The sequence below is a fragment of the Xanthomonas sp. SHU 166 genome (genome assembly GCF_000364685.1).
GTDB lineage: Bacteria > Pseudomonadota > Gammaproteobacteria > Xanthomonadales > Xanthomonadaceae > Xanthomonas_A > Xanthomonas_A sontii.
This window is the reverse complement of record NZ_AQOJ01000228.1, coordinates 1-12472: the sequence shown is the minus strand read 5'-3', so window position 1 is coordinate 12472 and position 12472 is coordinate 1. Positions and strand designations below refer to the sequence as shown.

Genomic DNA, 12472 nt, shown 5'->3' with positions numbered 1-12472 from the left:
ACATGTCCAGATACAAGGAGCGGCTTCAGCCGCGGCCGGGCGTTCCCGGTAAGGATTGATCGCGGCTGATCCCAGAGGGAACAAAGGCGACTATCTACAAAGACGCTGACGCCTTGGCCGCAGCCAGCGCACGGTACTGAGTGTCCAGCTTCTCCACCGCTTCCTGCAGTGCCGTCGCGGCGCCGTCGTTGACCACCACGTCGTCGGCGATGGCCAGGCGCTCTTCGCGGGTGGCCTGGGCCGCCAGCATGCGCTGCGCCAGGTCGGCGGTGATGCCGTCGCGTTGCATCAGGCGGGCGTGTTGCAGCGCCTCGGGGGCGTCGATCACCAGGATCCGGTCTAGCCAGGGATAGCGGGCGCGCGCACCGACCTCGGTCAACAACGGGATGGCGGCGATCGCGTATGGTCCGGCGGCCGCGCGGCACTGTTCCTGCAGCAACCGGCGAATGGCCGGGTGGGTGATCGCTTCCAGGTCGCGGCGTGCCGTTGCGTCCTCGAAGATCCGCTGGCGCAAGGCGGCGCGGTCGAGTTGCCCATCGTCCTGCAGGATCTGCGGCCCGAACCGCGCCACGATCTGTGCCAGGGCGGGGTGGCCGGGCGCGACCACCGCACGCGCGGCGAGGTCGGCATCGGCGACGACGATGCCCCTGGCCTCGAAGCGGCGGCTCAGTTCGCTCTTGCCGGAGGCCACGCCTCCGGTCAGGCCGACGACGAAATCAGTCAAGCCTTGGGCTCCGTCAGCGCAGTCCCGACCAGCGCATGTAGGTCTCCACGATCTCCGTGCCCCAGAAGAAGGTGATCCAGCCGGCGATCGCCAGATAGGGGCCGAACGGGATCGGCGTGGCGCGGTCGCGGCCCTTGGCCGCCAGCCACAGCGAGCCGAGGATCGCACCGACCAGCGAGGAGATCAGGATGGTCGGCAGGATGCCCTTCAGGCCGCACCAGGCGCCGATCGCGGCCAGCAGCTTGAAATCGCCATGGCCCATGCCTTCCTTGCCGGTGATCTGCTTGAACAGCCACCACACCGACCACAGCGAGAAGTAGCCGACCGCGGCGCCGAGCAGAGCGGGTTTGGCCGGCATGTACAGGTTGTCCATGCTGCCGATCAGGCCGAGCCACATCAGCGGCAGGGTCAACTGGTCCGGCAGCAGGCGCGTGCGCAGGTCGATGCCGGACAATGCCACCAGGAAACAACTGAACACGATCGCGCCGAAGCCCTGCCAGCCGAAGCCGAAGCGCCACACACTGGCGACCACCAGCAGGCTGGTGAGCAGTTCCACCAGCGGGTACTGCGGCGAGATCGGCGCATGGCAGTAGCGGCACTTGCCGCGCAGCGCCAGCCAGCTGAACAGCGGGATGTTTTCGAACCAGGCCAGCTTGTGCTTGCAGTGCGGGCAGTGCGACGGCTCCACCACGATGCCGGGCGGCGGCGGATCGTAGATGTCCGGCAGCTCCAGGATCTCGCGCGAATCGCGCTTCCACTGCCATTCCATGCGCCTGGGCATGCGCAGGATGACCACGTTGAGGAAGCTGCCCACCAGCAGGCCGAGCCCGGCCGCGGCCGGGAAGCCGAGGCCGGGGTGTTGATCGAGAAATGCCATTAATGCTTATCCAACGACGGAGGCCAGCTTGAAGATCGGCAGGTACATGCCGATGACCATGCCGCCGACGATGGTGCCGATGAACACCATGATCAACGGCTCGATCAGGCTGCTCAAGGCATCGACCGCATTGTTCACTTCCTGCTCGAAGTACTCGGCGACCTTGAACAGCATCGCGTCCAGCGCGCCGGCCTCTTCGCCGATCGCGGTCATCTGGATGACCATGTGCGGGAACAGGTTGGTTTGCTTCATCGCCATGTTGACCGGGTAGCCAACCGCGACGTCGTCGCGCATGCGCAGCACGGCTTTTTCGTACACGCTGTTACCGGTGGCGCCAGCGACGATATCCAGCGCCTCCACCAGCGGTACGCCGGCGCGGAAGGTCACCGCCAAGGTACGCGAGAAACGCGCGACCGAGCTGTTGTGCATGATCTGGCCGATGATCGGCACTTTGAGCACCAGTCGGTCCATCCCATGCTGCATCGCAGGCGAACGTTTGTAGGCGAAGATGAAGCCGCCGATGCTGACGATCAGGATGAGCAGCAGCAACCACCAGTAAGACACCATGAAGCCAGAAGCCGCCACGATCATCTGGGTGAAGGCGGGAAGTTCGGCGCCAAAGCCTTTAAAGACGTCTTCGAACTGCGGTACGACCCAAATCAATAGGATCGAGCTGACGATCAAGGCGACGGCCATGACCATGGCTGGGTAAAAGAGGGCCTTCTTGATCTTGCCTTTTAGGGCTTCGATATTTTCTTTGTAGCTGGCTACCGTTTCCAATACGGTTTCAAGTACACCAGCACCCTCGCCAGCCTTAACCAGATTGCGATACAGCTCGTCGAACTGCACTGGGTGCTTGCTGATCGCCTCGTAGAGTGAAGAGCCGCCCTCGATATCGGTGCGGATCTGGTCGACCATCTTCTTCATCCGCGGGTTCTTGTGCCCGCTGGCGATGATCTCCAGCGATCCAACGATCGGGACGCCAGACTTCATCATTGTCGCCATTTGGCGACTAAAGAAGGCGATGTCCTTGGGGCTGATCTTACTGCCGGCAGCTCCGAATAAAGGCTTGGGCTTGGGCTTGACCACCGACGGCGTGATGCCTTGGCGACGAAGTTCGGCACGCAGCAGGTTGGCGTTCTTGGCGATCTGCTCGCCCTTCATCTTGATGCCACGCTTGTCGGTGCCCTCCCAAACGAAGGGCACCTGCTGGCTGGTGCTGCGCGCGATGGGCTCTTTCTTGACTGCGCTGCGAGTTGCGGACATCAGGTCGTCTCCCCGTCCGGCCATCCCCAGGCGGACATGCCAAGCATGGTATCGGTTTCCTTGGCGTCTGACATCCGTAGCTCCCATGATAGAGCTAGATCGCGCTCTGCGAGTGTGACGTGTAGCGTCACTTTATGACCTTTAAGGGCAGATGGTCCATCATGTCGCAAATTCCTGATCTGCCTGCACCTTCGCCTTCGCGCTAAGGCATGATGCGCTTCGGGTAGGGGTTCGGGCATGCGAAGTAAGTTGGCACGCAGTCTGCTTCTCTTACCTCACGTGGCGCTTCGCCGCGGCGCTCGGGGAGTAGGATCCGCGGGCGAGTGCCTACCACCACATTCCATCTCTAGGGGTTCGTTATGAAGAAGCAGCAGGGCTTTACCCTGATCGAACTGATGATCGTGATCGCGATCATCGCTATCCTGGCAGCCATTGCGTTGCCGGCTTACCAGAACTACGTTGCCAAGTCCCAGGTCACTGCCGCACTTGCCGAAGTGACTCCGGCTAAGACGCAGTTCGAAGTGATGGTGAATGACGGGGCTCCTAACGGGAACTACACCTCTGCCAACCTCGGCCTGCCGGCCGCTCCGACCGCTCGTTGCACCAGTTGGACGATCGTCGCTGGCGCCACTGGTTCCATTCAGTGCACCAAGTTGATCGGCAGCCCCAAGATCGCGAATGCCAATGTCACTTGGACCCGTGATACCAACGGTGGTTGGACTTGTTCGACCACCGTCGCCGACAAGCCGAAGTGGGCTCCTTCGACCTGCCAGAACTAATGCTTTAAAAGCATTACTCATGTGTTGAAAAAGCCCCGCTCTCGTAGCGGGGCTTTTTTGTTGGCAAGTTTCAGGTCTATATGCGGAGATGAGCCTTCGTCATTGTTCTGTCTGTTCTGCACCACGGGGGCGACGGGTATAGTCGCTCAGCCCCTGAGGTAGGCGACTCGTACATTGGCGAGGTCCGCGTGTCCGTTAGGCTCTCAAAGGTGAACATATGAATGCAGCTGTATCGGCCAATCTTGTCGGCATCACCGGGATCGCCCGCCGCCTCGTGCAGGACGGTGCGCTGGAGGAAGCCGCGGCGCGGACCGCCATGGCCCAGGCGGCCGAGGCCAAGGTGCCGCTGCCGCAGTGGTTCTCCGAGAAGAAGCTGGTCACCGCCGCGCAGCTGGCCGCCGCCAATGCGATGGAGTTCGGCATGCCGTTGATGGATGTCTCGGTCTTCGATGCCAGCCAGAACGCGATGAAGTTGGTCAGCGAGGAGTTGCTGCAGAAGTACCAGGTGCTGCCGCTGTTCAAGCGCGGCGGCCGCCTGTTCGTCGGCATCAGCAACCCGACCCAGACCCGGGCGCTGGACGACATCAAGTTCCACACCAATCTGACGGTGGAGCCGATCCTGGTCGACGAGGACCAGATCCGCCGGACCCTGGAGCAGTGGCAGGCCAGCAACGATTCCCTCGGCAGCGCGCTGGGCGACGACGAGGGCATGGACAACCTCGATGTCGGCGGCGGCGACGAGGACATGGGCGGCGGTGGCGACACCGGCATCGACGCCAAGGGGGAGGACACCCCGGTCGTCAAGTTCGTGAACAAGGTGCTGGTGGATGCGATCCGCCGCGGCGCGTCCGACATCCACTTCGAGCCCTACGAGGACGACTACCGGGTGCGCCTGCGCATCGACGGCCTGCTCAAGAGCGTGGCCAAGGCGCCGGTCAAGCTCAACCAGCGCATCGCCGCGCGCCTGAAGGTGATGGCGCAGCTGGACATCGCCGAGAAGCGGGTCCCGCAGGACGGCCGCATCAAGCTCAATCTGTCCAAGAACAAGCAGATCGATTTCCGCGTCAGCACCCTGCCCACGCTGTTCGGCGAGAAGATCGTGCTGCGTATCCTGGACGGCAGCGCGGCCAAGCTGGGTATCGACAAGCTCGGCTACGAGCCGGAGCAGCAGAAGCTGTTCCTGGACGCGATCCACAAGCCGTACGGCATGGTCCTGGTCACCGGCCCCACCGGCTCGGGCAAGACGGTGTCGCTGTACACCGCGCTGGGCATCCTCAACGACGACACCCGCAACATCTCCACCGCCGAGGATCCGGTCGAAATCCGCCTGCCCGGGGTCAACCAGGTGCAGCAGAACAACAAGCGCGGCATGACCTTCGCGGCGGCGCTGCGCTCGTTCCTGCGCCAGGATCCGGACATCATCATGGTTGGCGAAATCCGCGACCTGGAGACCGCCGAGATCGCGATCAAGGCCGCGCAGACCGGCCACATGGTGCTGTCCACCCTGCACACCAACGACGCGCCGCAGACCATCGCGCGCCTGATGAACATGGGCATCGCGCCCTACAACATCACCAGTTCGGTGACCCTGGTCATCGCCCAGCGCCTGGCGCGGCGCCTTTGCAACAACTGCAAGCGCCCGGTCCAGTTGCCGGAAAAGGCCTTGCTGGCCGAAGGCTTCACCGAGGCGGAGATCGCCGCCGGCGTCCAACTGTACGAAGCGGTCGGCTGCGACGAGTGCACCGAGGGCTACAAGGGCCGCACCGGCATCTATCAGGTGATGCCGATGAACGACGAGATCGCGGCGATCGTGCTGCAGGGCGGCAACGCCATGGACATCGCCAGCGCCGCGCAGAAGATCGGCGTCAAGGACCTGCGCCAGTCGGCCCTGCTCAAGGCCCGCAACGGCATCACCAGCCTGGCCGAGATCAATCGGGTGACGAAGGATTGAGGAGCCGGGAATGGGGAATCGGGAGTGGGGAATCGGAAAGGCGGCTTTTCCGTCCCTGTTGATCTCCCGGTAGTCCAGGCATTGTTTCCAGGCTTCTCGACGCTTGGCGCGGGCGGGCAATGCCGGCTGTGCCCAACCGCATTACCCCGCTCAATTGGGCGTAGGGCTAAGAGCAGTCGGGAGATCGGCTTTTCCCATTCCCCAATCCCGATTCCCCATTCCCGGCTTCACTACTCCATCCCCAGCTTCTTCAGCTTGTAGCGCAGCGCGCGAAAGGTGATGCCCAACTGTGCCGCGGTGCGGGTCTTGTTCCAGCGGTTCTCTTCCAGCGCTTTCTGGATCGCGGCGCGTTCGAGTTGCTCGATGTAGGACGGCAGGGCGGAGGAGCTGGGGTCGATGTCGACCACGCCGCGCGGCAGGGCCGGGGCGGCTTCGGCGGCGCTGCGGGCGTGGTTGCCGGGTTGCGGCAGGCGCAGGTCGGTGGCGCTGATCTGGTCGTCCTCGGCCATTGCCAGGGCGCGCTCGAGGATGTTTTCCAGTTCGCGCACGTTGCCGGGGAAGGCGTAGCTGCTCAGGGCGTCCAGGGCGGAGGGCGACAGCAGCGGGGTGGGGCGGCCGTGGCTCTTGGCCAGCCGCGCCAGAATCGCCGCGGCCAGTTGCGGCAGGTCGCCGCCGCGCTCGCGCAGCGGCGGCACGCGCAGTTCGATCACGTTGATGCGGTAGTACAGGTCGTGGCGGAAGCGGCCCTCGGCGACCAGGTCGGCCAGGTCCTTGTGGGTGGCCGAGAGGATGCGCACGTCCACCGGCACCTCGGTGGCGGCGCCGACCGGGCGCACCGATTTTTCCTGGATCGCCCGCAGTAGCTTGACCTGCATCGGCAGCGGCAGTTCGGCGACCTCGTCGAGGAACAGGGTGCCGCCGTGCGCGGCCTGGAACAGGCCGGCCTGGTCGGCATGGGCGCCGGTGAAGCTGCCCTTCTTGTGGCCGAAGAACTCGCTTTCCATCAGTTCGGCCGGGATCGCGCCGCAGTTCACCGGGACGAAGGGGCCGGCGGAGCGGGCGCCCTGTTCGTGGATGGTGCGCGCGACCAGTTCCTTGCCCACGCCGGATTCGCCGAGGATGTAGACCGGCGCCTGGTTGCGCGCGACCTTGGCGATGGTGCTGCGCAGGGCGTCCATCGCCGCCGAGGCGCCGAGCAGGCGGCTGGCCTGTTCCGGGGCCGGCGGCGGCGGCGCGGCGCGGCTCTCGCTGTTGAGTTCCAGTGCATGCTTGACCAGGCCGCGCAGCACCTGGATGTCCACCGGCTTGCTGACGAAGTCGAAGGCGCCGGCCTTCAGCGCCTCCACCGCCAGGTCCATGCTGCCGAAGGCGGTGATCATCGCCACCGGCGTGCGCGGGTAATGCTTGGCGATCTCGCTGACCAGTTCGATGCCGTTGCCGTCGGGCAGGCGCATGTCGGTGATGCACAGATCGTAGGGATTGCTCGCCAGCAGTTCGCGCGCTTCGGCGAGGTTGGCGGCGGTGCTGATGCGCAGCCCCATCCGGCCCAGGGTCAGGACCAGCAACTCGCGGATGTCGCGCTCGTCGTCGACGACCAGGGCGCTTCGGGTTTCGTTCATGTGCAGGGAAGATAGCGTAGGAACCGGGGCATGCGCCAATTTACCGGCGCCGGTCGCGCGCTGGCGGAGCGATTCTCACCTGTCAGCCGCTGAGCATGGCGTGCGGGCCGGGCAGGGCGACGCGGAAGCAGGCGCCGCCCGCCGGCACCGGCACGTACTCCAGACGCGCCTGGTTGGCCCGGCACAGCTCGCGGGCGATGTACAGGCCTAGCCCGGTGCCGTGCTCGGAGGTAGTGAAGAACGGCCGGAACAGCTGTGCCGCCACCGCCTCGGGAATGCCGGGGCCGCGGTCCATCACGTCGACGATGGCGTTGCGCTCCTGCAGCGCCACGCGCAGGCGCACCCGCGCCGGCTCCTCCATCACCCGCCCGTACTTGAGCGCGTTGTGCACCAGGGCGCTGAGGACCTGGTGCAGGTGTTTGGGATCGACCAGCGCGTGCACCGGCTGCGGGGCGAGGATCGCTTCGAGGCTGTCGGTCTCGATCGACAGGGTCTGCCGGTATTCCAGGACGAAGCGGCGCACGAACGCGCCCAGGTCCAGGTTCTCCGGATTGGAGCGCTCGCGCCGGGCCAGGCCGAGCACGCTCTCGACGATGCCGTTGGTGCGCTGGCACTGCTGGTGGATGATCTGCAGCAGGCGGCGGTCGGCATCGCCGATCGCCGGCGATTCCTCCAGCAACTGCGAGGCGTAGTTGATCGCGGCCAGCGGGTTGCGGATCTCGTGGGCCAGGCTGGCCGAGAAGCGGCCCAGCGCCGACAGCGTCAGCGATTCGGCGCGCCGTGACACCACCGTGGCGTCGTCGAGGAACACCAGGGTCAGGTCGCCTTCGGCCAGCAGCCGGGCGAAGCGCGGCTGCACCTCCGGCTGGTCCGGCGACAGCTGCAGCGGGCTTTCGTCCTGGTTCCAGCCGTTGCGCCAGCGCTGCAGGCGTCGGGCCAGTTCCGGCGCGGCGCTGGCCAGATCCAGCCGGCCGCTGCCGCTGTTGCCGCCGGTGTCGCCGAGCAGGGCCGATGCGGCCTCGTTGGCCAGCGTCACCCGGTTCTGCGCGTCCACCACCAGCACCCCGGTGCGCATGCGGCGGATGATCAGTTCGTTGATTTCGTAGAGATTGGCCACCTCGGCGCCACGGCGCTCGGCCAGGTGCTGGCTGGTGCGCGCACGCTGGCCGATCCGGTTGCAGATGTAGGCCACCGCCAGGTAGCTGGTGGCGAACATCGCCAGTTCGGCCAGGCTGCGGGTGTTGTCGGCGCCGTCCAGCACGCTCCAGACGTATTCGGCCAGCGTCGCCGCCGAGGCGGTCAGGGCGATGGCGATGCCGCCGCGCAGGCGCAGCAGCATCGCCGCGGCGGCGACGTTGAACAGCAGCATCATCGCGATGCCGGCGCTGGCCGCGGGCAGGGCATGCGCGGCCAGGGTCGCGGCGACGATGTCGGCCAGGGCGCTGAAACCGACGATGGGTGCCAGGTGCGCCTCGTTGCGCCCCCACATCAGCAGCGCCAGCGCCACCGCCAGGTAGGCGGTGGACAAGGTGGCGGCCAGTTGCGGGTAGCGCGGTTCGCCCACCAGCACGCTGAGCGGGCTGAACACAAGGGCGGCGATCAGCCCGGCCACCAGCACCCGGTACAGCGCGAAGAAGTACAGTTCGCGGCGCGGAATGGACTCGATGCGATCGATGAGCGAGGCGCTGGTGGGCAAGCCGGACTCCGGGCGGACAGCGGACGGCGCGAGTATAGGGGCGGCGCCGTCTACGCGGAGGGCGACCGGGGCGGTGGCGACCTGCCTGGGCCGTCACCGCCCTCGACGGGGAAACCGCGATTGCCGTCGCCGGCAGCCCGGCGCCGGATCGGGGCAAGGGCCAAGGACAAGATCGCGGGGTGAGGGAAGCATGGCGTGGGCGCCCGAGTGCCTGCTCCACCCGGCGGTGCCACCGCGGACCCCGCCGGAGGCCTCGGTCGGGCCAGGCCGCCGGCGCTTTTGCGCCGCCGCCCTCGGTCGGCGACAATAGGCGTCCCGTCCGTACCGCTCCCGGCCGCCACTCAGGGCCTGGATCGCTGCGGGACGGCCGTTCCTTTTCCCACGGTGACGCATGAATTTCCACGAATATCAGGCAAAACAACTGCTTGCCGAGTACGGCATCCCGGTCCCGGCCGGCAAGGTCGCGGCGACTCCGGAAGAAGCGGTTGAAGCCGCCAAGTCGCTTGGCGCTGGCCCTTGGATGGTCAAGGCGCAGATCCACGCAGGTGGCCGCGGCAAGGCCGGCGGCGTCAAGTTCTGCAAGACCACCGACGATGTGAAGGCCGTTGCCGAGAAGCTGCTCGGCACCAAGATGGCTACCTACCAGACCGCCGGCGTCGAGCTGCCGATCAACCTGGTGCTGGTGACCACCGCCGGCGAGATCGTCAAGGAGCTGTACCTGTCGGTGCTGGTCGACCGCGGCACCCGCACCATCAGCTACATCGCCTCCTCCGAGGGCGGCATGGAGATCGAACAGGTCGCCGCCGAGACCCCGGACAAGATCCACACCCTCAACGTTGACTTCGTCGAGGGCGTGCAGGGTTACCACGGCCGCGACATCGGCTTCAAGATGGGCCTGACCGCCAAGCAGGCCGGCCAGTTCGCCAGCATCATGGTCAACCTGTACCGCATCTTCAACGAGAAGGATCTGGCCCTGGTGGAGATCAATCCGCTGGCCATCCTCGACGACGGCAACCTCTACGCGCTGGACGGCAAGTTCAACAGCGACGACAACGCCAACTTCCGCCACAAGGAACTGGTCGCCATGCGCGACAAGTCCCAGGAAGACGAGACCGAAGTGACCGCTTCGGAGCTGGACATCAACTACGTCACCATGGACGGCAACATCGGCTGCATGGTCAACGGTGCCGGTCTGGCCATGGCGACCATGGACGTGATCAAGCTCAACGGCGGCGAGCCGGCGAACTTCCTGGACGTGGGCGGCGGCGCCAACAAGCAGCGCGTGATCGAGGCGTTCAAGCTGATCCTGTCCTCGGACAAGGTCGAAGGCATCTTCGTCAACATCTTCGGCGGCATCGTCCGCTGCGACATGATCGCCGAGGGCATCATCGCGGCGGTCAAGGAAGTGGGCGTCAAGGTGCCGGTCGTGGTGCGCCTGGAAGGCACCAACGTGGAAGAAGGCAAGCAACTGCTGCGCGACAGCGGCATGGCCATCATCCCGGCCGACAACATCAACGACGGCGCCAAGAAGGTCGTTGAAGCTGTCAAGAACGCCGCCTGATCCACGACACCAAGGAACTCCAATGTCTGTTTTGATCAACAAGAACACCAAGGTGATCGTGCAGGGCTTCACCGGCCAGCAGGGCACCTTCCACGCCACTCAGATGATCGAGTACGGCACCCAGGTCGTCGGCGGCGTCACGCCGGGCAAGGGCGGCACCACCCACATCGACCTGCCGGTGTTCAACACCGTGGCCGATGCCGTGCAGAGCACCGGCGCCGACGCCTCGGTGATCTACGTGCCGCCGCCGTTCGCGGCCGACGCGATCCTGGAAGCGGCTGCGGCCGGCATCAAGGTCATCGTCTGCATCACCGAAGGCATCCCGGTGCTGGACATGCTGCGCGTCAAGAACGTGCTGACCCGCTCGCATCCGGACACCGTGCTGATCGGGCCGAACTGCCCCGGCGTGATCACCCCGGGCGAGTGCAAGATCGGCATCATGCCGGGCCACATCCACAAGCCGGGCAAGATCGGCATCGTCTCGCGTTCGGGCACGCTGACCTATGAAGCGGTCAAGCAGACCACCGAAGTCGGCCTGGGCCAGTCCACCTGCATCGGCATCGGCGGCGACCCGATCAACGGCCTGAACTTCGTCGACTGCCTCAAGCTGTTCAACGAAGATCCGCAGACCGAAGGCATCATCATGGTCGGCGAAATCGGCGGCGACGCCGAGGAAGCCGGTGCCGAGTACATCGCCAAGCACGTCAAGAAGCCGGTCGTCGGCTTCATCGCCGGTGCTTCGGCCCCGGCCGGCAAGCGCATGGGCCACGCCGGTGCGATCGCCTCGGGCGGCAAGGGCACGGCCGAAGGCAAGTTCGCGGCGATGGAAGCCGCAGGCGTCAAGACCGTCCGCTCGCCGGGCGACCTGGGTGCGGCGATCGCCTCGCTGGTGAAGTAAGCCGTCAGCGCTGCGGCAGCGACCCGCCTTCGGGTGCGTCGTTGTCGCCGCCGCTGTCCGCAAGGGCCTCGCGCGAGCGAGGCCTTTTGCGTTTAGAGGATCCGGTACGCGGCACTGCCGCAGTGTCCCTGGCGCGACGAGGCGGATGGGGCGGGCACGCACTGCTGCCCCGCCAACGTCTGCGCAATCAAGCAGTTGCGCCATCCCCTTGGTCGCCATTCGTCCCTGAGGCCCCGCCATTGGTCCCCTGGCCGGGTGGTGCCGTCCCTGCGTTGCCGACACTGTCCGGCACTGTGCCGACACTGCCGCCACTTTCTTCGGCAGCGACAGGAGCGGATGCGTGATCAGGCGATGGCGGGCAGCGGTATGCGGGGCGGGCATGGCGATGGGTATCGGCGGCATCTGCGCGGCGGCGCCAGGCGACTGGGTCAGTTATGCCGGCGCGCCCGGCGGCGGGCAGTATTCGCCGCTGACCCAGATCACCCCGGACAACGTCGGCCGGCTGCGCATCGCCTGGTCGTTCCGCACCGGCGAACTCGGCGCGGGCCTGCCCGATCCGGAACGGCGCCGCTTCGAGGCCAATCCGCTGGTGCTGGGTGGGCGCATGTATCTCACCACCGGGACCGGCATCGCCTTCGCGCTGGATGCGACCAGCGGCCGCGAACTGTGGTCCTTCGATGCCAAGGTCGCGCGCAACAAGCACTACAGCGACCCGGCCTCGCGCGGGGTGAGTTTCTGGCGCGACACCCAGGCGACGGCGGGCGCGTGCCGCGAGCGCATCGTGTACGGCACTCTGGATGCGCGGCTGATCGCGCTGGATGCCGCCGACGGCAAGCCCTGCGCCGGGTTCGGCAAGGACGGCATGATCGACCTGCATGCCGGCATCGATGTGCACGACAACGCCAGCGATGCCTGGGCTAACTATGCGGTGACCTCGCCGCCGGTGGTGGCCGGCGACGTGCTGGTGGTCGGCAGCTCGATCGGCGACAACCGCGGGCATGCGCTGGAGCAGGGCGTGGTGCGTGGCTACGACGCGCGCAGCGGCCGCGAACTGTGGCGCTGGGATCCGGTGCCGCGCGATCCGGCCAAGGCCGCCGCCGC

10 protein-coding genes are annotated in these 12472 nt (G+C 66.2%); 5 read left to right on the top strand and 5 right to left on the bottom strand.

Going from position 1 to position 12472, the window contains the following annotated elements; translation table 11 throughout:
* Window positions 1-94: 94 nt before the first annotated feature.
* From coaE to D180_RS07525, 3 genes are read right to left on the bottom strand one after another with little or no spacing between them, the layout of a single operon-like run.
* On the bottom strand, window positions 95-724 hold the full coding sequence (gene coaE, locus D180_RS07535) for a dephospho-CoA kinase (RefSeq protein WP_017912310.1): 630 nt from the start codon (window positions 722-724) through the stop codon (window positions 95-97).
* A 13-nt stretch (window positions 725-737) separates the two neighbouring features.
* Window positions 738-1601: an A24 family peptidase gene (locus D180_RS07530; RefSeq protein WP_017910397.1), complete on the bottom strand. Its 864-nt coding sequence runs from the start codon at window positions 1599-1601 to the stop codon at window positions 738-740.
* A 6-nt stretch (window positions 1602-1607) separates the two neighbouring features.
* Window positions 1608-2867: a type II secretion system F family protein gene (locus D180_RS07525; RefSeq protein WP_017912309.1), complete on the bottom strand. Its 1260-nt coding sequence runs from the start codon at window positions 2865-2867 to the stop codon at window positions 1608-1610.
* Window positions 2868-3226: 359 nt separating this feature from the next.
* Between D180_RS07525 and D180_RS07520 the strand changes: the two genes are divergently transcribed.
* Entirely contained in the window at window positions 3227-3646 is a 420-nt protein-coding gene (locus tag D180_RS07520) for a pilin (RefSeq protein WP_017912308.1), read from the top strand.
* A gap of 217 nt (window positions 3647-3863) precedes the next feature.
* Complete coding sequence (gene pilB, locus D180_RS07515; RefSeq protein WP_043090615.1) at window positions 3864-5597, top strand: type IV-A pilus assembly ATPase PilB; 1734 nt, start codon at window positions 3864-3866, stop codon at window positions 5595-5597.
* Between the two features lie 230 nt (window positions 5598-5827).
* Here pilB and D180_RS07510 read toward each other — a convergent pair whose 3' ends face one another.
* Window positions 5828-7216: a sigma-54 dependent transcriptional regulator gene (locus D180_RS07510; protein ID WP_017912306.1), complete on the bottom strand. Its 1389-nt coding sequence runs from the start codon at window positions 7214-7216 to the stop codon at window positions 5828-5830.
* A gap of 82 nt (window positions 7217-7298) precedes the next feature.
* Complete coding sequence (locus D180_RS07505; RefSeq protein ID WP_017912305.1) at window positions 7299-8912, bottom strand: ATP-binding protein; 1614 nt, start codon at window positions 8910-8912, stop codon at window positions 7299-7301.
* 391 nt (window positions 8913-9303) lie between these two features.
* Between D180_RS07505 and sucC the strand changes: the two genes are divergently transcribed.
* The 3 genes from sucC to D180_RS07490 form a co-directional block, all read left to right on the top strand.
* Window positions 9304-10473 (top strand): ADP-forming succinate--CoA ligase subunit beta, encoded by a 1170-nt coding sequence (gene sucC, locus D180_RS07500; protein WP_010342227.1) that lies wholly within the window; start codon window positions 9304-9306, stop codon window positions 10471-10473.
* A 22-nt stretch (window positions 10474-10495) separates the two neighbouring features.
* A complete protein-coding gene (gene sucD, locus D180_RS07495; protein ID WP_010342226.1) occupies window positions 10496-11371 on the top strand; it encodes a succinate--CoA ligase subunit alpha in 876 nt (291 codons plus the stop codon).
* Window positions 11372-11750: 379 nt separating this feature from the next.
* Window positions 11751-12472 (top strand): PQQ-binding-like beta-propeller repeat protein (locus D180_RS07490; RefSeq protein WP_043090614.1); only part of this gene is annotated, 722 nt, incomplete at its 3' end.

Bases quoted from the DNA above. Each gene is read 5' to 3' on its own strand.
- D180_RS07530 (WP_017910397.1), bottom strand. From the start codon at position 1,601: ATGGCATTTCTCGATCAACACCCCGGCCTCGGCTTCCCGGCCGCGGCC.
- D180_RS07525 (WP_017912309.1), bottom strand. From the start codon at position 2,867: ATGTCCGCAACTCGCAGCGCAGTCAAGAAAGAGCCCATCGCGCGCAGC.
- D180_RS07520 (WP_017912308.1), top strand. From the start codon at position 3,227: ATGAAGAAGCAGCAGGGCTTTACCCTGATCGAACTGATGATCGTGATC.
- pilB (WP_043090615.1), top strand. From the start codon at position 3,864: ATGAATGCAGCTGTATCGGCCAATCTTGTCGGCATCACCGGGATCGCC.
- D180_RS07510 (WP_017912306.1), bottom strand. From the start codon at position 7,216: ATGAACGAAACCCGAAGCGCCCTGGTCGTCGACGACGAGCGCGACATC.
- sucC (WP_010342227.1), top strand. From the start codon at position 9,304: ATGAATTTCCACGAATATCAGGCAAAACAACTGCTTGCCGAGTACGGC.
- sucD (WP_010342226.1), top strand. From the start codon at position 10,496: ATGTCTGTTTTGATCAACAAGAACACCAAGGTGATCGTGCAGGGCTTC.